Origin of the sequence: Vibrio sp. RW (assembly GCF_027587105.1) — a bacterium.
GTDB classification, from domain to species: domain Bacteria; phylum Pseudomonadota; class Gammaproteobacteria; order Enterobacterales; family Vibrionaceae; genus Vibrio; species Vibrio toranzoniae.
In genome coordinates this window covers 105,228-124,102 of the sequence record NZ_JAPPTM010000007.1, presented here as the reverse complement: position 1 = coordinate 124,102, position 18,875 = coordinate 105,228, and the positions used below count along the sequence as shown (strand labels likewise).

Genomic DNA, 18,875 nt, shown 5'->3' with positions numbered 1-18,875 from the left:
TTTAGACTTCCTCTATCTGACCGACATGCATTTTGAGAGTTCGCTGGCAACGTTGTGCAAGCTTAGGGTCGTGTGTTACTAAGATCAGTGTTGTGCCGTGTGATGAGTTTAGTTCAAACAACAATTCAATAATTTTGGCTGCTGTTTGTTGGTCTAGGTTGCCCGTTGGTTCATCTGCAAATAGGATCTTAGGCTTAATCATGAACGCGCGGGCCAAAGCGACCCTCTGTTGCTCACCACCAGATAGCTGAGACGGTAAATGATCAAGCCTGTCTTTCAAGCCTACTGATTCAAGCAGAGCAGTCGCACGTTCGATGTCTTCGTCTTCTCCCTTTAGCAAACACGGAAGCGTGACATTTTGCAGTGCAGAAAGGCTTGGAATTAATAAGAAGCTTTGAAAGACAAACCCTACGGATTCACTGCGGATCTTAGCCCTTGCTTCATCATCAAGTCGCGAGAGTGGCTGCCCCAATAAACTGATCTCACCTTCCGTTGGTACATCAAGACCTGCGAGTAACGTCATTAAGGTTGATTTACCTGCACCAGACGTTCCAACAATAGCGACAGTTTCGCCTTCACGAATATCGATATCAACATGCTCTAAGATTGTTAAATGTTCTTGTTTAGTAGACACTGTCTTAGAAACAGCTTCTGCTTTTATGATGGATGTATGCATGACTCGACTAATTTCCTTTTTATTCTTTATTTTTCTTTCAACCGCGTGTCTAGCCCAAAATAGTGAGCTAGTAAGAAATCCTACGTTAACTCCAAAAGCGACTCTATTGATCCTCGGCGATAGCTTGAGTGCTGGTTACAACATGGACATCAAACAGAGTTGGCCAAGTTTGTTACCAGAGGCGCTAGCGAAGCACAATAAAGAGGTTACCGTGGTTAACGGAAGTATTTCTGGTGACACAACTGGCAACGGCTTAGCTCGTCTACCACAACTTCTTGAAGAGCATGCTCCTGACAGTGTTCTCATTGAACTAGGAGCGAATGATGGGCTTCGCGGTTTTCCACCTAAGTTGATGTCTGCAAATTTAGACCAAATCATTGAACAAATAAAAGCCGCAGGTGCCAAACCTATTATTATGCAAATTAGAATCCCGCCTAATTACGGTAAGCGTTACAACCAGCAATTTGAATACGTGTTTGCGTCTATTGCCGATCAAAAAAAGGTACCACTTCTTCCGTTTTTTCTGGAACATATCATTCTTAAACCAGAGTGGATGATGAACGATGGACTCCATCCAAAACCAGAGGCTCAACCTTGGATTGCGGAATTCGTCGCCGGAGAATTATATCAGTATCTTTAGGTTTTAATGGTCTAGCTCAATAAATTTTACACAGTTTTACGTTAACCTGAGTGCATATCATTGTAAACTGCAAGGTTATTTATGCTGATCGAACCTATTATCAAGGGTGTGGTAGCCAAAAACGCGCACCCATTAGGCTGCCAAGAAGCCGTAAAGCAACAAATTAAGTTTGTTAAGAGTGCTGCTCAAATTAAAGACGGTCCTAAACGAGTACTGATCATCGGTGCTTCCTCTGGCTTCGGCCTTGCCGCTCGTATCGCCCTTACCTTTGGCGGTGCAAAAGCTGACACCATCGGCGTTTCATTCGAGCGTGGCCCTAATGAAAAATCGCTAGGGACTGCCGGTTGGTACAATAACATCTACTTCAAGAAAGAGGCTGAACGAGAGCAACATACCGCTATCAACATCGTTGGCGACGCCTTTTCCCAAGAGACACGCTCGCAAGTTGTCGAAGCCATCGAAACCTACTTCGAAGGTGAAGTTGACCTGATTATCTACAGCTTAGCAACTGCCGTCAGACCTAAACCGGATTCCGAGGAGTTTTGGCGATCTGCTATTAAACCAATCGGAGAAAGCGTCACCGGAGCAACGATCTCACTTGAACACGATAGCTGGGTAACCAACACTCTTGAAGCGGCGACGGAAGAAGAAGCACAAAGTACACTCAAAGTCATGGGCGGAGAAGATTGGGAAAGCTGGATAGACGAGCTAATCAACGCGGAATCTATCGCTCCAGGGTGTAAAACGATTGCGTTTTCTTATGTTGGTCCAGAAGTAACTCACCCTATTTACTTAGATGGCACTTTAGGCCGCGCCAAGATAGACCTTCATCAAACAAGCCATGCGCTCAACCTTGAATTAGCGAACTTTGGTGGTAATGCTTATGCTACGGTCTGTAAAGCTCTGGTCACTAAGGCCAGCGTATTTATTCCTGGGTTAAGCCCTTACCTGCTCGCTTTGTATAAAGTAATGAAAGACAAAGGGACACATGAAGGATGTATTCAACAAATGCAACGCTTGTTTAGCTCTAAACTGTATGGCCAAGAAAAGATACCGCTTGATGGTGAGCGCTTAATTCGAATGGATGACTTGGAACTTGATGCAGAGACTCAATCTCATGTAACAGAAATTCTTAAAAGCATGGATGAAAACAACTTTCAAACGTTGGGCGACTATCAAGGATTCAAACAAGAGTTTTTGCAGTTAAATGGTTTTGCCCAACAATCGGTAGACTATAGTCAGCAACTTAACACCTCTGATTTCATAAAATTAGTGCCTTAAGATAAAATCATCTTAATACTGAGACACGTATTCACATTCGAGAACCTCTGCTTAATTGCAGAGGTTTTTTTCTATAACTTTTCTTATACTTATTAAATGATATATTTATAGGTTTTTTGGTTTCATTGTGGTTAACACAGGATGTGTTGATGCATTTAGCATAATTGACTCGGAGTCATATGAAGAAAATACAAACTCTCGATCTAGATATTCCAGACGACATGAAGTCTGGCTGGCAGAACATCGTTGACCTTTTGGCAGAACTGACTCAAACGCCAGCAGCACTGATCATGCGCGTTCATGCCAATTCTATAGAAGTATTTTCAACCAGTAACAGCCAAAACAATCCCTACACTAAAGGGGATTCAGAAACCTTAGGGAGTGGGCTTTATTGCGAAAGCGTGATGGAGTCTCAGCAACAGTTGATTGTGCCCAATGCTTTAAGTGACCCTCAATGGGAAAATAACCCAGATATAGAGCTTGGTTTAGTCTCATACTGCGGCATCCCATTACTTTGGCCTAATGGTGAACTCTTTGGCACCATTTGTATTTTGGACTCTAAAGAGAATCACTATACTCCTACCTATATCAAGCTATTAGAAAGCTTTCGCACTTCGATAGAGTCTCAGCTCAAAACCTTATTTCAGCATGCTAAGCTTACCCAAGTGAACCGCGAGTTAAAGAACCGCGTGTACAGTCGAACTAAAGATCTCGCCAGTCTTAATTATTCATTAAACCAAGAAATTGATAAACGAAGAGCCGCCGAACAAAAAATAAACTTCCAAAAAAACCACGATCTTGGAACCGGTTTTTTGAACCGAAATGCATTCGAGTCTCGTTTAAATCAAAAGTTACTGTCACAGCGAAGGTTAACTGGTTGTTCGTTTGCTGTAATTCATATTGGATTTACTAATGGCAGGCGTATACAAGCACGTTATGGCTATAGCGCCTTAGATCAAGTACTTGTCGAGTATCGAAAACGAATCAACAACATTGACGATATTGAGGTATTAACGGCGCGCCCTACTTCTGTCGAGCTCGTTCTTGCTTTTAGCGTTAAGGATGTACACCACCGCCTTGAAGAACTCTGCCAAACTTTAGTTAAGGTCGGCCATTCAGAATTCTTGATCGAAAATGACAAAGTTCATTTGCATGCATTTATTGGGATTGCGATTACTGATAAAGAAGATCATGCAGAAAGCATTCTCCAAAAATCCTCAGAAGCGATGCTCGCCTGTAAAGATTCCGGACAAAAGTTCGCTTATTACTCTCAGTCTCACACAGAAGAACAAAGCCACATCAATAAGATAGAAGGATATTTATTACAAGCCGTTCGTAATGATGACCTCATGCTCTATTTTCAACCTAAGGTCTGCCCTTTGACTCATCGTTGGTTAGGTGCTGAAGCCTTACTACGTTGGCGCCATCCGATTTTAGGTGATATCTCCAACGAGACCTTGATACATATGGCAGAGCAAAACGGTTTGATTTTTGAAGTAGGAAGCTTTGTTTTACGTAATGCGATTGAAAAAGCCAAAGAGTGGTCTGAATACGTCGATGATTTCAAGATGGCAGTTAATGTCTCTGCGGTACAACTTAAGAACGCACATTTTGCGGAACAAGTTGTCCATTTATTAGAAACCTACCACCTTAAGCCTAGCTTCCTGGAGCTCGAAGTTACCGAGAGTGGACTTATTGCAGATGAAGTTGTTGCTAAAAACACTTTAGAACTGTTACACGACATTGGTGTTACCTTGTCACTAGATGATTTTGGTACAGGCTACGCCTCTTTCAGTTACCTTAAAAAATTCCCATTTGACTCAATTAAAATTGATAAGAGCTTCATAGATCAGATGCTGCATTCAAATGAAGACTCTGAAATTGTTCGTTCTATTGTTCAAATTGCTAAGAAGTTAGACTTAAAAGTGATTATTGAAGGCATAGAATCCGAAGTTCAGGAACAATTTATTATTGATGAAGGCTGTGATGTGGGCCAAGGTTACCTCTATGGTAAACCGATGCCGAGTAAAGAATTTGAACACAGCTTAATCAATCAAAACTATTTAGGGACAACTCGATACGCTTAAAGCGCGAAAGAGTAGTTAGTTTTCAATTTAGGTCTACTTTCTCTTTACTCTATAGGTGGTGATTTTTATAATCGCCGCCTTTCTGTTTTTATCTTTCCCCTTATATAGGCATTCCTCGTTATGGATCAGTTGACTGCAAAGCTTAAAAAGCTCGAAAAACAAAACTACCGTGCATATCAACAAATTAAAGGTCAATACGACTTTGCTGATTTTGAATTACACATCGACCACATTCAAGGTGACCCGTACGCGTCAGCTTCTCGTTTTCGCGCAACGCGCGCGTGGTCATTAACTGGGTTAGATTGGCTTAAAGAAAAGTCTTACGAATACCAAGTAGCAGCTCGTGACTTTATTGCACGTAGCTTCTCTGAGTTCGCTAAACAAGAATCTTCCATATCTATCGCTCTGACGGGTCAAACGGTTTTAGACAGCACATCGGTTGTGTTTACTGAGCACGGTATTGAACTTCGTTTCCGTATCAACCTACCTGCTGATGGACGTAGCATTCTTGCTAAGAAAGCGCTCAACATCATCACTTTCTACTTACCGAAGTTTATTCGCCGTGCAACGCTTGAGCGTGAACTGAACATTGACGCGATGATCGAACATTGTGAAACGATTGAAGACCAAGAAGCGCTACGTGCTCAATTAAACGAAAATAATCTAGCGTCATTCGTTGCTAACGGCAGTGTGCTACCACGTATCGCGGGTAACTGTGATCTTCCAATGAAAGATGCAGTTCCTTTTACAGCGCCAGAATCATTGAGCGTAACACTAAACACGCCAAACCAAGGTGATGTGACTGGCCTAGGCATTCCTAAAGGCATCACATTGATCGTTGGCGGTGGTTTCCACGGTAAATCGACGCTATTGAACGCTGTTGAACGTTCTATCTACAATCATATTCCTGGTGATGGTCGCGAGGGTATTGTGACTGCCATTGATACGATGAAGATTCGTGCGGAAGATGGCCGATGTGTACACAGCTTGAACTTGTCAAACTACATCAACCATTTACCAATGAAGAAAGACACGTGTGATTTTAGTACTCAAGATGCGTCTGGCTCTACGTCTCAAGCGGCTTGGTTACAAGAGTCAATTGAAGCCGGTGTACAAACTCTACTTATCGATGAAGATACGTCAGCGACCAACTTCATGATTCGTGATGAGCGTATGCAGGCTTTAGTCTCTAAAGGGGACGAGCCAATCACACCGCTTGTTGATCGTATCGGCCAACTACGTGAAGAGATGGATATCTCAACCATCGTGGTAATGGGTGGTTCTGGTGATTACCTAGACGTAGCAAACACTGTAATTCAAATGCACGACTACCAAGCGGTAGACGTGACTGAAAAAGCAAAAGATGTGATTGCTCAGCACCCTACTCAACGTACTAATGAATGTGAAACGGCTTTAGAGATGTTTGTACCGCGTTCATTGAACCGCGTATCACTGATGAACATTCTTATGGACGGCAAGTTCCGTGTTAGCGCGAAAGGCAAAGAATCACTGCGCTTTGGTAAAGAGTTCGCAGACCTTTCTGCATTAGAGCAACTTGAGTCAACATCAGAGGTCAATGCGATCGGTTGGGCTTGGTTTCAGTTTGCACAAACGCCAGGTTGGTCAAATAATCCAGCGAAAGAGTTCAACACTATTTTAGAAAACGAATGGCACGCTAACATGCCAAAGTACGGTGATTTAGCAAAACCAAGAACGTTGGACATTATGGCTGCTTTGAACCGTATGCGTAAGTCTCAGTTCAAACCTACTAACTAGATTGTCTACCAGATAGCACTGTTTCAACTTACGGCTCTCATTAATGAGGGCCGTTTTTTATATGGTGCCTCCTTCCTTGCAATACCAACTCTATAACGATTAATACATCAATAACGCTATTTTTTACGTGGTTAACAACCGACTTATTAAGTGTGACTTAAGCCAATATGTTTCAATTAACTATAGTTATCCCTGACAATCCAAATAATGACACAGCTTTTACAATGCCCTAGTGGTATTCAGATAAAGTTCAGCCTTGGAAAGTGTAACTAAATGTAACAGGTCGAGATATTGATGAACCACAAAGGCGTAAGAATTCGTGACCATAAAAGCGAAATAAATTTGTTTCGAAACCGAGTTATCGTCGCATTTATTGGGATTTTTATTTTCACCTTCGTCTTAGTTGGAAACCTATATAGGCTCCAAGTAGAAAACTTCGAAAGCTACCAAACCCGAGCGGATGGTAATAGAATCAAAGTACTGCCTATCGCGCCTACTCGTGGGCTGATATATGATCGTAATGGCGTGTTATTGGCGGAAAATCAACTCGTCTTTGATTTGACCATGATTCCAGAGCAAACTGATGACGTTGACTTAATGCTCGAAAAACTCCACCAACTCATCCCGCGTGACTCTGAACAGATTACTCGTTTCAAAAAACGTTATCACAACACACGTCGTTTTAAATCTGTGACTATATTGGAGAACCTAACTGAAAAAGAGATTGCGAAGTTTTCCGTTCATCAATATCAATTCCCCGGCCTGTCTATCGATACCAGTTTGAAACGATTCTATCCAAATGGTGAGGTTCTTACTCATATCTTAGGATATGTGGCGCACATCAATGATAGCGATCTTAGAAAGTTGGGAGAACAAGGTATAGAAGCGAACTATCAAGCGACGACCGTCATCGGTAAGCTTGGCGTTGAGCGATATTACGAAGACATACTTCATGGCACCAAAGGTTATCAAGAGGTCGAAGTCAATAGCCGTGGCCGTGTTGTGAGAACGATTCAATATGTGCCTCCAGTTGCCGGCAAAGACATTGTTTTAAATATTGATATCGAACTACAAAAATACGTTTTCAACCAACTGAACCATCGTACCGGTAGTGCAGTGATTCTCGATCCAAAAGACAATAGCGTATTGGCGATGGCATCTAGCCCTAGCTATGATCCGAATCTCTTTGTCGATGGCATTTCTAGTAAAGACTACCAAGCCTTATTAAACGATCCATCCCGCCCACTGGTGAATAGAACAACCTTAGGTGTGTACCCGCCCGCTTCGACCGTCAAACCCTTTATGGCCGTTGCTGGCTTACAAGAACATGTTATTTCGGAAAACACCGTGCGTAACGACCATGGTATATGGCGAATCCCCGGCTCCAAATCAAACTCGAAAGCTTGGCGAGACTGGAAACGTTGGGGACACGGACCTGTTAATGTGACGCGAGCGATTGAAGAATCTGTAGATTCGTTCTTCTATCAAACGGCCTTTGATTTAGGTATCGACCGCATTTCTACTTGGATGAACCGTTTTGGTTTTGGTAAACCTACAGGCATCGATATCTATGAAGAAAGTAACGCCAATATGCCGACTCGTGATTGGAAGATGATGCGTTATCACACGCCTTGGTATCAAGGTGATACCGTGCCGATTGGTATTGGGCAAGGTTATTGGACTTCTACTCCACTGCAACTAGCTAAAGCCACATCTGTGTTAGTGAATCACGGTAAGGTGATGCCTCCACACATTCTAAGAGCAACGTTAGATCATGGTGAAGACTTTGATACGCAAACGCCTGTTGTGCCAAAACAGATGGCATCGATTGAAGAAGTACCCGATGAGGTTTGGGACGTACCAATTAATGCAATGAGACTGGTAAACAATGGCAGTCGAGGCAGTGGTCGAAGAGCCTTCAAGGGCGCTGAGTATGTAAGCGGTGGTAAATCAGGAACGGCACAGGTTTTCGACTTGGCAAAGGATCAGGTCTATAACTCGAAGAAGCTAGCACGTCACCTACTCGACCACGCGCTTTATACCGCGTTTGCACCTTATGATAACCCTGAATATGTTGCGACAGTGGTTATCGAGCATGGTAACGGTGGTTCAAAAGTGGGGGCGCCATACATTCGTAAGGTACTCGATTACGCATTTGAGCATAAAAGTGGCGAAAGAAAAGATCACTCGTAGTGAAAACAAAGCCCCCATTGGTATCACTCACAATGGGGGCTTTCTATTAGAGGTAACCACGCAAGCGCTTCAATTACGAACTTCGTAGTACGTGCCATGCTTCACACAGCGCCTGAAACTTGGAGGTATTGCCCTCATCTCTATCCGGATGCCAACGCAGTGCAAGGCGTCTCCATCGCTTTCGAATATCTTGTTGAGTCGCATCCAGTGGTAGCTCGAATAAACTGAGCGCATTGCTTCTGTCCATATCCGTTTCGCTGCCACCGACAAACTTCTTGTAGCGCGTCCAAAACTCATTCAACAGCCGCTTTACTTCACCTTCATCAGCTTCATAGTTAAGCCAATTGACATAGTAATCACGCAGTGGGTCTTCAAGATCGATTGTATGAGTGCTGCCATGATAACGCCCATTCATCAATTCAATGTCCATGGCTTGAACTTGAAGCCAGCTGTCAGGGTATAAAGTGTCTTGCAACTGATAGAGTGCATTCATGATTAAGAAGTTTTTCTTGAATAGCTCTTTTTCAGGCACGGGATCTAAGACTGGCACCAAGCCGAGATCGTTGAGATGCGCCGCCAAGGTATGCACTTTCCATCCACTCGGTTGTTGCTTAAGCACCTCCAGAATAGGCCAAAGCAAAGGGTTCTCCATATGTGCCTGAAAAGTGGACCTAATACCTTGATGATTTGATGTAGCTGCTTTGTCAGACATAATTAAGTAAGCCTATTGACGTATATATTGAAGTAACTTGCTAATTGAAATCGATTCATGGTCACTTGTCGAGGTTCAAACAAATTAAATTTCACACCGTTAGGCGTGTAAAAATAAAAAAAGCCAGCTTTACGCTGGCCCCTTACAATATACAATTAAGACGAATTAGATAACACCAAGTTCTCTTAATCGCTCCATTAGGTATTCGTTCGCCGTGTACTTTTCAGAGAGTACCACTTCTGGTTTCGGATGAAGGAAAAGTGGTAGAGAAATACGTGATTTCTCTTGACGCGCACCCGATGGATTGATTACACGGTGAGTCGTTGATGGGAAGTAACCACCTGATGCTTCTTGAAGCATATCACCAATGTTGATGATCATGTTGCCGAAATCACATGGAACATCTAACCACTCATCATTCTGTGCTTTAACTTGTAGGCCAGGCTCGTTCGATGCAGGCAGGATAGTCAGCAGGTTAATGTCTTCATGAGCAGCAGCACGGATTGCACCTGGTTCTTCATCACCTTGCATTGGTGGGTAGTGAAGTACGCGGAGCAAGGTTTGTTGACTACCATTGATCATTTCAGAAAGTGCGATTGAGAACTTCTCTTGTACTTCTTGTGGCGCGTGCGCTTCAACCCAGCCTAGAAGCTCTTGAGCAAATGCGTTTGCGCGTTGGTAGTAATCTAGAATCTGTTCTTTCAGCTGTTCAGGAACCTGACCCCACGGGTAGACATGAAAGTACTCTTTAATATCTTTTACAGTGTGTCCCTTTGCAACTTCCGACACTGAAGGCGGAAAGTATCCATCTTGTGTTTCAACATTAAAGTGGAAGTTTTCTTTCTCTTCAGAAATGAAGAATTGGTACCAGTTTTCGTAAATTGACTCAACAAGCTCTTTTGGGATCGGGTGGTTTTTTAGTACGCCAAATCCAGTTTCACGTAGAGAGCGAACAAATTGTTCCGCTGCGTCGTCAGCAAGATAATCGACAGTTTCCAGTTTCATGGCTTTCTTTCTTGTTATGTAGTGATTCAGGGATTTTATGGTTCGCTTTGCTGTAAATCAAACTTTTGTGAAACTCTCGCAATCGTTTGTCTAGATAGTGGGCTATAACGCTTATTTTCAACAGGTTTGGTAAATCAAACTCAATTGAACAGCGTTCATTATTATGTAACTATATCTAAAAATTCTACGAGAGATTGATATGACAACAACGCCTCTTGCTAAAAACATCCCCTTGCTGTCACTGACAGTTCTTTACCTGACTGTATTTCTATTCTCTGCTATTGAACCTTTTTCAAGGGCGGTATGGATAGCAGAAATCACCCCCGCCCTTAGTATTCTTGCCGGTATATGGTGGCTTTCTACCAAGCTCACCTTTTCAAAGACAGCGTACGTTCTAATGTTTATTTGGCTAGCTCTACACACAATTGGCGCCAAATACACTTTCGCAGAAGTGCCCTTTGATTGGTTTAACAACATGATAGGCTCTGAACGTAATAATTTTGATCGAGTCGCTCATTTTGCTATTGGTCTTTATGCTTACCCGCTCGCTGAATATTTGATTCGTAAGAAATTAGCTCAACCAGTATTGGCATGTTTCTTTGCTCTATTCGCCATCATGAGTGTTGCAGCAGGGTATGAGATTATTGAATGGTGGTACGCGGAAATTGCAGGTGGCGATGAAGGTATCGCATTCCTTGGGTCACAAGGTGATATTTGGGATGCTCAGAAAGACATGCTCTGCGATACAACTGGAGCAATAGTCTCGTTGTTACTTCTCAAGCTTCAAGGGCGAGTTAGAGTTCATTGATACTAGCCTCCAATTCTTAACATCAAGATCAGTTCTTAACTTCAATAACAGGTCTGAAATGCCACACACAATTAGTGCTGTGGCATTTTTATTTCATCGTGACTTTACCGCCAACAAATTTGTAGGCTGGCGTGCCTCTAACTAAGGTATCACGTGCGAACTCTATGCCGCATTCAGGGCAAATACAGGGCTCTGTCGTGAAATCTTCAACAATTCGTTCTTTAAAACACTTTACGAGAGCACCTTTACCACCTTTCCGATACTTGAAAAGTTGTGCCTTACATTTTGCGCAGAAAATCTGAACCGTCTTAGTCGGTTGTTTCTTGTTTGGTTTAGCCATAGTGATTCAACTCTTTATTTCTTAAGTTTAGGGGCGACAAGAACCAAGCTTATCCCCAGTAAAATGACGGTCGAAGAGATAACAAATTGCATAGTGACCGGCTCGGACAAGAGTAAGACCCCACCAAGTGTTGCGATAACAGGAACAGAGAGTTGCGCGATGGATGCAACAACGGTGTTTAGTTTCTTCACGACGTAATACCACAAGCTATAACCCACGCCAGAGGCCACAGCTCCCGATAATACTGCGTAAATCAAACCTTGCTCGGTTATGGATATTTGTTCCGCGACGCTCGGAATGAAGGCTAGAAGACTTAACAATGCAAGAATGACTAACGAACCAAAACCAAAATTGGCCGTAGTCGATTGAAGTGCGTTTGTCGATTTCTTGCCTGCCAGTGTGTAAATGCCCCACCCAACCCCAGCTAAAGCCATTAATATGATGGAGATTAGATCCGATGAGCCTGTCGACTCTGTCGGCATTAATAAGTAAATGAGCCCCGCAACAGACAATAAACACCCAACCCACTCAATCGATGACATTCTGTTACCAGCTAACAGGTATGCAGCAATCATGGTGAATTGCACCGCGACAAACAACACCAAAGCACCAAGCCCTGCACCTAGCGTTAAGTAAGCAAACGAGAAGCCGAACATATAAACCAGTAGAGTCAATATCGCTGTTAGATCAAACTGAGTGCGAACCTTGGTATAGATCGATGTGTTACTGTCTGCTGCTTTAACTTGTTTGCGCTTAGCGTTTGAAGATAAGGTTAATAAAATCAATAAAGTGAGTGCTCCCGATAACATACGTACGATCGAAAAACTCAAAGGATCAATCGTTTGATCCATTAAAGCCCAACGACACAATACTGAATTGGCAGCAAATGCCAGCAGCGTAATGAATGTGATAATCACGGTTTGCATTGTGTTGTCCTAATCGAGTTGTCTCGGGTTTCAATCAACTTCAGGTTTTACCCAAACTTGACTAAAGTCGAACCACCCTAATGCATTACACTTAGCGTTTTGCAGTGTACCGCATTGGTCTTTGTTTACGCCTAACCAACAGTGGAACATCGGTATCAATTGATTACTTTGTACGAGTTGTTTACCAAGTTGTCTTGCTGGGAATTGTTCAAACTCACCGGTTCGCCAACGATCAATCATGTGACACCATTGATCGAAGTCTTCTGCCGGGCTAGATTCATCCAGAAAGCTGTAATCCATCAACCAGAAGGCCAACGCGTCATCTCGGTTGTTGGCAATACCCATTGGGTTAATCCAGATATCAACATTGTCGGCATGTGGAGGATCGGTTTCGTAACCGAAAAGTTCAACATCGACATTGTATTGCTTCAATACAGTGACAATGGCTTTAGCAAGTGTTGGGAACATCGGGTGTTGGCATTGATACGCCAATTTTATGCTCGGTTTAACACTTGCTGGTGGACAAACAGGTACCTTTAACTTGATGTCATACCAACCGGGTTTGATCCCGTAAGCATGTAACACACCTAAGTCGATAACTGTCTCTTTTGGAATATGGACAAACAAGTCAGAGGCATTCAACGCGTTCGATAGAAACTCTGCCCATTCTGGATCTTGTGCAATGCCCTTTTTTCTATTCAACAGTAAATACGTACAGCCCGGATCAAGCTCTACTTCATCGCTATCACCACGATCAGCCATTATTGGTTTAGAAAGGCTTGGGTAAACCATCGACGAATAGGCTTCATCAACAACCCAAACTTCCACACGATCGATCAACGGCCTAAAACCAAAGTATCCATTGAAAGCCGTTAAAACGAGTTGTTTTTCGTCATTATTTTCAATGCGATACGGGCCAGTACCAATTGGACGAATATCGTAATCTTCACCACGTAAAATCATCGGCAGAGTCACTTTTGCAACTGATTCGGTGAGCGCGAGTGGGAAATATTTATCTGGACGCGTTAGAAAGACATCAACCACACAATTTGCAGGTGATGAGACACCTTTAATATGAGAGAACATATTGAGCGGTTCGAGTAAAAGCAGCGTGTCCACAACGTGACTCGTCAATAGCGGTTCGCCATTATGAAAACGGACGCCCGGCCGCAAGAAGAATCGCCATTGATTGTCGTTAATCTTTTGCCATGAATGCGCGAGATCAGGCTGTAGCTGATCGTTCTCATCTAAGCGAGTTAACCCACTGAATACCTGACAAGCGATGTGTTGCTCAGAACGTCGCATCGATTTGGTTGGATTGAGCATGGAGAGCGGACGGTAGTAAGGTAAACGAATAACTTGTTCACCTTCTTGGTACTGTACGCCCAGGTAGTTTTGAATAACTTGAGTAAGTTTTGCGGCATTGTGGTCAAGTACCGATAGCGCTTGTCCGATTTTACCTTCTTCTAAATAGCGGCGTGCTAGGTTTTCACTAACATCGCACCGATTCTGCTTAAAGATAAGTTGAGACAATTTACCGCGACCCGCTGCAGGTAACCACTCTACCCAACCTTCTTCTTCAAGCTTGTTCAGTACCATTCTGGCATTACGACGTGTACAACAGAGCACATCTGTTATGTCATCAAGCTGAACATCAGAATCTTTACCATCGAAGTATTCAAACAGGGTTTCAAATTGAACGCGAAGTCTTGGGCTGCTCATAAAGAGGAAAACTCACTCAAAGGATATTGAATTTAGTTTCCCTATTTTAAGAGTCAAAATCAATCGAACTTATTAAATTTTACGGAGAGGTAACGAATGTGAGTCGTTTTAGCGCCTCTAATAGGGGATAGACATCAGAAATAAACGCAGTGATAACCAGTAATTACATCACATCGCATCCGATTTCATTGGCGATGTCACGAAGCTGTTGTTCGTTGTCTAATTTTATTGACCATTTGCACTCAGAGCCATTCGCCGAAATCACGTTTGCCCCTTTTCCGATCAGTTGAATCGCATCAACTTGCGCTTGCATAGTGACTCTGTGTTCACCGTCCAAACGAACAACCAACTCATGCGCCGTTGCGATGACTTTTCCACTTTTAAACGTTATGACCATGGATTTCTCTAACTAAAATAAACAGTGTGTAAATGAGGTTTAATCAGGTGTGGTTAGGATGATCACTGTACCTCACCTTGCTCGCAGAACTAACGTTTATGCTTTTTCACTGCGATGGTCAAACGGCTTGTGCACACCAAGCGTTGACGTTCATCAGTGATGTTTATCTGCCATACTTGAGTAGATACGCCAAGGTGAATAGGCTCAGCGGTGCCGATAACATGCCCTTCACGCATCGAACGAACGTGGTTAGCGTTGATGTCTAGCCCTACGCAATAGTAACCTTCGGGTACGCAGAAGTTTGCTGCTAGTGACCCTAGGGTTTCGGCTAAAACTACCGATGCGCCGCCATGAAGCATACCGAGTGGTTGATGGGTGAAATGACAAACCGGCATGGTTGCCACCAAGGAGTTATCGTTAACCTCGGTGTAAACAATGTTGAGGTGCTCAATTAAGGTATTTTTTGAGGTCGCGTTGAAGATATCTAGATCAACGGGCTTTTTCCAAATACTCATGTGGGTTCCTTAATTATACTTTGTTAGTGCGTGAGCCTTTTTATTAACACTAATGGTGTTCTAGCGATAATAATGGTCTTAAAGACAATAGTTATCTTACAGCTATTAGTTATTACGCAAGTTGATGTTAACATGCATAAAAACCGAATACACAGAGGATATTGTATGACGTCATGGACGAAGTTTGCCTCGCTTCTCACTCTTGCAGGCCTAACCGCGTGTAGCGCTTCCCCGACAGGAAGAAACCAACTGCTGCTTTTTTCAGATCAAGATATGTCTCAGCTTGGGGCACAGTCTTTCGAACAAATGAAGAAAGAGCAACCCATCAGTAAAGATGCAAAAACCAACGCTTATGTTCAGTGCGTAGCGAACAGTATTACTCAACACATCCCTAAGCAAGGCTTTAGTGAATGGGAAGTTGTGGTTTTTGATAGCGACCAAGTGAACGCGTTCGCTCTGCCAGGCGGAAAGATTGGCGTCTACACGGGGTTACTCAATGTTGCGGTGAACCAAGACCAATTGGCAACGGTTATCGGGCATGAAGTGGCACACGTTCTTGCTGACCACAGTAACGAACGCCTATCACAATCACAACTCGCCAATACAGGTTTGTCGATCACCAGTGTTGCTCTCGGTTCATCAGAATACAAACAGTATCAAGGCATGACCATGGCCGCATTAGGATTGGGCGTTCAATATGGTGTGATTCTGCCTTATGGTCGAACTCAAGAATCCGAAGCTGATATCGTTGGCCTAGAGTACATGGCAAAAGCAGGGTTTGATCCAAACCAAAGCGTCGATTTATGGCAAAACATGGCGAAAGCATCAGGTGGCAATCAACCACCAGAGTTACTTTCTACGCACCCGTCTCACGGTACTCGAATTAAAGATCTGCAAACCAAGATCACGACACTGCCTCAATCGAACGTTGCTAAACCAAATTGCAAAGTATGAATTAACGAACACACAACTTAAAATCGCAGATATTAAAACGCCCTATCCAAATGGTTAGGGCGTTTTTCGTTTTGTTTACATTTGGCGACTCTGGATTTTTATTAACAAGTTACTCAGTTATAAATATGCATTAAGTGCCTAGAATCTGTAACGGCAGGCTCAGCAATTGGTCACCAGTTGAAGCGAAGTACCAGATAACACCAATTAATCCTGTTACTAAGCCCACATACCAAAGGAAGGATACGATTTGGCCGTATCTGTCTAATGGCAACAAGTGGCTATGATGACGGCCTCTCCATTCGAACAGAATTTCAACACTACCCATGATTAAGAGAAAACCAAACAGGGTTAAGTTCAATTGGTAACTCAACACGACACCGGCAACGGCTGCAGCGACACACAGCACAATGCCCAATACGCTGTTCATCGAAAAGCTGATACTTTTCAACACGTGGCCGCCATCCAGAGGCAAAATTGGAAGTAAATTGAATAGATTTAACAAGGCGTTAAACACGGCAAGCCCGGCAAAGAATATCTCGCCAGTTGCCCAGTACAAGACAGTAAATATCAACGACAATATCAAACCAAACAATGGTCCCATGATCGAGATAACCACATCTTGCCATCGAGTATTAATCTTTTCGTCTGAAAGCGCTAATCCGCCAAGGAATGGGATTAAGTAGATCCCTTTTGTCTTCATCCCAAAGTATTTCATCGCTCTGATATGCCCGTACTCATGGAACATAAGACAAGCGATCAAGGCCAGTGCGAACTGAATAGAAAACAGCCATGAATACGCCGCTAAACTGGCAGAAGCAAGCACCACTTTAATCAACTTAGCACTCTTCAGCGCTTTCATTCCGAGCGACACCAAGCCAATCAAACTAAAACGCTTTTCAGGCTTAGGTGCCATAACCGGAGTCTGTTGTTCGATATCTTTAGTGTTGCGATTTCCTTCGGTAATGGTTTGCCCATTAACCGATGCTTTATACGTCATCTCAAAGGGCTGCCATTGAACGGTCGACTCAACGTGACACTGCAACGTTTCTTCACCAGAACGAAGGGTAAATGTGTGTGTTCTCAGATCGTCTTCTTCTGAGTTCGCATCCAGTTGAGACACCAACGTGTTGTCCCAAAACAACTGCTGCCACCCTGCCATTGATCCTTCTAAACGAAGCGGTTTACCAAGAAACTCTATCGCGAGTAATTCCAAACTTAAAATTCCAATTTAATGACTATCAAAATGAGTCGATATTATGCCGATTTAGCGAATAGCGGTAAACACAAACAAAGTTGTTACATATTGAGCTATTGAACACTATTTATACCGCAACGACGCATAAACACTCTGGTCACACCTCCAACCATTAATAAACTATTGATTATGTTTATATTATCGATGTTAAAGTGCCGCCCCTTTAAAACATAACCTCACAAAATCACAACTCTTTCTTTGACTTTATATTAAACATGAATTTAACATGCTATTTACATTAGAGCTTCGACACCAAAAATGCTCAGTGTGTTTTCAAACCATAATAACGAAATTCGATGCCCTAGGAGGGTCAAGGATGAAAACAATACAACGCTCTCTCGTTTCACTTTCAGTACTATTTGCATGTAACTCACTTGCGGCTGGTTTCCAAGTTGCTGAGCATTCTGCCTCAGGTCTTGGTCGTGCCTTTTCAGGTGAAGGTGCCGTAGCTGATAACGCGAGTGTACTAGCGAGAAACCCCGCCGCAATGACCCTATTTGATACAGCACAGTTTTCAGGCGCGGTTTCTATCGTTGATCCCGAGGTTAATATCACTCAAAACAATGTCCCAGGTTCTGGCGGTCAAAGCCAAGTATCGAAAGATGTTGCACCTTTGCAAGTGGTTCCTGCCGCTTACTACATCAGTCCGATCAATGAAAAGTGGGCATGGGGCATTGGTATGTTCTCTAATTACGGAGTTGCTACCGATTACCCAGATGATATTTATGCTGGTGATCTTGCTGGTGATACTTCACTTATATCTGTAAACGTAAACCCTAATGTCGCCTATCGTATTAATGACCAATTCAGTGTTGGCGCTGGTGCAAACCTTGTTTACGCAGAGGCAGAACTTAATCGTCATCAGGGCTCTATTTCGAACATCACTGGCGATCCAGCTTCAACAAAGTTGATTAGCATGACAGGTGAAACCTTTGCATTTGGTTGGAACGTAGGTGCGTTATATGAACTGAATGAAAACAATCGATTCTCTATCGCTTATCGTTCAGAGGTTGACCTAGATTTTGATGATGGCGACTTCAGCGATTACACAGGTAGAATCGTCCAAGGTAGTGCAACGACCACAACCGGTCGTCTAAAAATCACATTACCTTCGATCATTGAGATTTCAGCTTTCCACCAACTAACCGATCAATGGGCTATCCATTACGGTTGGCAACAAACGGGTTGGAGTAGCTTTAAAGAACTCAAAGCGACGAGCTCAGATTGCGCAAATGGCGAGTGCTTCAAAAAGACTGAAGATTACGACGACAATAACCGTTACTCACTAGGTGCTACCTACCAATTGAACCAAGCATGGACCTTAAGAGCTGGTTTAGCTTATGACGAGCAAGCGGGTGAAGCGACATTGAGTATTCCAGATAGCGATCGTTTCTGGTACAGCGCAGGTTTGACTTATCAGTACAGTCCTAACCTTTCAATCGATGCTGGTTTCGCTCTTGTTCAAAGTAAAGAAGGTGATTTCACTGAAACCAATGAACTTGGTCAAGAACTTGAATTCTCTGGTGATGCAGTCGCTTACCTATCTGCAATTCAAATGAACTACACCTTCAACTAAACGGAATTAAAA

The 18,875-nt window shown here is 43.1% G+C and carries 17 protein-coding genes; 8 read left to right on the top strand and 9 right to left on the bottom strand.

Going from position 1 to position 18,875, the window contains the following annotated elements; all coding sequences use genetic code 11:
• Position 1: 1 nt before the first annotated feature.
• Entirely contained in the window at positions 2-676 is a 675-nt protein-coding gene (locus tag OCT63_RS08515; protein WP_161684379.1) for an ABC transporter ATP-binding protein, read from the bottom strand.
• Here OCT63_RS08515 and OCT63_RS08510 point away from each other — a divergent pair.
• The 5 genes from OCT63_RS08510 (at position 675) to mrdA (ending at position 8,653) form a co-directional block, all read left to right on the top strand.
• Positions 675-1,316 carry an arylesterase gene (locus OCT63_RS08510; RefSeq protein ID WP_161684377.1) on the top strand — a complete coding sequence of 214 codons (642 nt, stop codon included), beginning with the start codon at positions 675-677 and terminating at the stop codon, positions 1,314-1,316. The genes OCT63_RS08515 and OCT63_RS08510 overlap by 2 nt on opposite strands.
• Positions 1,317-1,397: 81 nt before the next feature.
• A complete protein-coding gene (gene fabV, locus OCT63_RS08505; RefSeq protein ID WP_161684375.1) occupies positions 1,398-2,597 on the top strand; it encodes an enoyl-ACP reductase FabV in 1,200 nt (399 codons plus the stop codon).
• Positions 2,598-2,776: 179 nt separating this feature from the next.
• A complete protein-coding gene (locus tag OCT63_RS08500) occupies positions 2,777-4,684 on the top strand; it encodes a sensor domain-containing phosphodiesterase (protein ID WP_060466770.1) in 1,908 nt (635 codons plus the stop codon).
• A 120-nt stretch (positions 4,685-4,804) separates the two neighbouring features.
• A complete protein-coding gene (locus OCT63_RS08495) occupies positions 4,805-6,460 on the top strand; it encodes an ABC-ATPase domain-containing protein (protein ID WP_161684373.1) in 1,656 nt (551 codons plus the stop codon).
• Positions 6,461-6,754: 294 nt separating this feature from the next.
• Complete coding sequence (gene mrdA, locus OCT63_RS08490) at positions 6,755-8,653, top strand: penicillin-binding protein 2 (RefSeq protein ID WP_161684371.1); 1,899 nt, start codon at positions 6,755-6,757, stop codon at positions 8,651-8,653.
• Between the two features lie 73 nt (positions 8,654-8,726).
• Here the strand turns inward: mrdA and OCT63_RS08485 are convergent, their stop codons facing one another.
• Entirely contained in the window at positions 8,727-9,365 is a 639-nt protein-coding gene (locus OCT63_RS08485; protein ID WP_161684369.1) for a DNA-J related domain-containing protein, read from the bottom strand.
• Between the two features lie 165 nt (positions 9,366-9,530).
• Entirely contained in the window at positions 9,531-10,370 is an 840-nt protein-coding gene (locus OCT63_RS08480; RefSeq protein ID WP_046223594.1) for an isopenicillin N synthase family dioxygenase, read from the bottom strand.
• Between the two features lie 199 nt (positions 10,371-10,569).
• Here OCT63_RS08480 and OCT63_RS08475 point away from each other — a divergent pair, with 199 nt between their 5' ends.
• Positions 10,570-11,178, top strand: coding sequence for a DUF2238 domain-containing protein (locus tag OCT63_RS08475; RefSeq protein WP_161749954.1), 609 nt, complete (start codon positions 10,570-10,572; stop codon positions 11,176-11,178).
• A gap of 88 nt (positions 11,179-11,266) precedes the next feature.
• On the opposite strand, the gene OCT63_RS08470 is transcribed toward OCT63_RS08475, so the two are convergent.
• From OCT63_RS08470 to OCT63_RS08450, 5 genes are all read right to left on the bottom strand, one after another.
• On the bottom strand, positions 11,267-11,518 hold the full coding sequence (locus tag OCT63_RS08470) for a hypothetical protein (RefSeq protein WP_136997791.1): 252 nt from the start codon (positions 11,516-11,518) through the stop codon (positions 11,267-11,269).
• Between the two features lie 14 nt (positions 11,519-11,532).
• On the bottom strand, positions 11,533-12,444 hold the full coding sequence (locus OCT63_RS08465) for a DMT family transporter (protein WP_269983573.1): 912 nt from the start codon (positions 12,442-12,444) through the stop codon (positions 11,533-11,535).
• Positions 12,445-12,474: 30 nt separating this feature from the next.
• Positions 12,475-14,166, bottom strand: a complete 1,692-nt coding sequence (locus OCT63_RS08460) for an SgrR family transcriptional regulator (protein ID WP_269983572.1) — start codon at positions 14,164-14,166, stop codon at positions 12,475-12,477.
• 163 nt (positions 14,167-14,329) lie between these two features.
• Complete coding sequence (locus tag OCT63_RS08455; protein WP_161684365.1) at positions 14,330-14,563, bottom strand: DUF3389 domain-containing protein; 234 nt, start codon at positions 14,561-14,563, stop codon at positions 14,330-14,332.
• Between the two features lie 89 nt (positions 14,564-14,652).
• Positions 14,653-15,078 carry a hotdog fold thioesterase gene (locus tag OCT63_RS08450; RefSeq protein WP_102450672.1) on the bottom strand — a complete coding sequence of 142 codons (426 nt, stop codon included), beginning with the start codon at positions 15,076-15,078 and terminating at the stop codon, positions 14,653-14,655.
• A 165-nt stretch (positions 15,079-15,243) separates the two neighbouring features.
• Between OCT63_RS08450 and OCT63_RS08445 the strand changes: the two genes are divergently transcribed.
• Positions 15,244-16,032 carry a M48 family metallopeptidase gene (locus tag OCT63_RS08445; RefSeq protein ID WP_161684363.1) on the top strand — a complete coding sequence of 263 codons (789 nt, stop codon included), beginning with the start codon at positions 15,244-15,246 and terminating at the stop codon, positions 16,030-16,032.
• A 130-nt stretch (positions 16,033-16,162) separates the two neighbouring features.
• On the opposite strand, the gene OCT63_RS08440 is transcribed toward OCT63_RS08445, so the two are convergent.
• Positions 16,163-17,245 carry a site-2 protease family protein gene (locus OCT63_RS08440; RefSeq protein WP_161674255.1) on the bottom strand — a complete coding sequence of 361 codons (1,083 nt, stop codon included), beginning with the start codon at positions 17,243-17,245 and terminating at the stop codon, positions 16,163-16,165.
• A gap of 358 nt (positions 17,246-17,603) precedes the next feature.
• On the opposite strand from OCT63_RS08440, the gene OCT63_RS08435 reads away from it, so the two are divergent.
• Entirely contained in the window at positions 17,604-18,863 is a 1,260-nt protein-coding gene (locus OCT63_RS08435; RefSeq protein WP_060466782.1) for an outer membrane protein transport protein, read from the top strand.
• Positions 18,864-18,875: the final 12 nt, after the last annotated feature.

Bases quoted from the DNA above. Each gene is read 5' to 3' on its own strand.
- OCT63_RS08510 (WP_161684377.1), top strand. From the start codon at position 675: ATGACTCGACTAATTTCCTTTTTATTCTTTATTTTTCTTTCAACCGCG.
- OCT63_RS08515 (WP_161684379.1), bottom strand. From the start codon at position 676: ATGCATACATCCATCATAAAAGCAGAAGCTGTTTCTAAGACAGTGTCT.
- fabV (WP_161684375.1), top strand. From the start codon at position 1,398: ATGCTGATCGAACCTATTATCAAGGGTGTGGTAGCCAAAAACGCGCAC.
- OCT63_RS08500 (WP_060466770.1), top strand. From the start codon at position 2,777: ATGAAGAAAATACAAACTCTCGATCTAGATATTCCAGACGACATGAAG.
- OCT63_RS08495 (WP_161684373.1), top strand. From the start codon at position 4,805: ATGGATCAGTTGACTGCAAAGCTTAAAAAGCTCGAAAAACAAAACTAC.
- mrdA (WP_161684371.1), top strand. From the start codon at position 6,755: ATGAACCACAAAGGCGTAAGAATTCGTGACCATAAAAGCGAAATAAAT.
- OCT63_RS08485 (WP_161684369.1), bottom strand. From the start codon at position 9,365: ATGTCTGACAAAGCAGCTACATCAAATCATCAAGGTATTAGGTCCACT.
- OCT63_RS08480 (WP_046223594.1), bottom strand. From the start codon at position 10,370: ATGAAACTGGAAACTGTCGATTATCTTGCTGACGACGCAGCGGAACAA.
- OCT63_RS08475 (WP_161749954.1), top strand. From the start codon at position 10,570: ATGACAACAACGCCTCTTGCTAAAAACATCCCCTTGCTGTCACTGACA.
- OCT63_RS08470 (WP_136997791.1), bottom strand. From the start codon at position 11,518: ATGGCTAAACCAAACAAGAAACAACCGACTAAGACGGTTCAGATTTTC.
- OCT63_RS08465 (WP_269983573.1), bottom strand. From the start codon at position 12,444: ATGCAAACCGTGATTATCACATTCATTACGCTGCTGGCATTTGCTGCC.
- OCT63_RS08460 (WP_269983572.1), bottom strand. From the start codon at position 14,166: ATGAGCAGCCCAAGACTTCGCGTTCAATTTGAAACCCTGTTTGAATAC.
- OCT63_RS08455 (WP_161684365.1), bottom strand. From the start codon at position 14,563: ATGGTCATAACGTTTAAAAGTGGAAAAGTCATCGCAACGGCGCATGAG.
- OCT63_RS08450 (WP_102450672.1), bottom strand. From the start codon at position 15,078: ATGAGTATTTGGAAAAAGCCCGTTGATCTAGATATCTTCAACGCGACC.
- OCT63_RS08445 (WP_161684363.1), top strand. From the start codon at position 15,244: ATGACGTCATGGACGAAGTTTGCCTCGCTTCTCACTCTTGCAGGCCTA.
- OCT63_RS08435 (WP_060466782.1), top strand. From the start codon at position 17,604: ATGAAAACAATACAACGCTCTCTCGTTTCACTTTCAGTACTATTTGCA.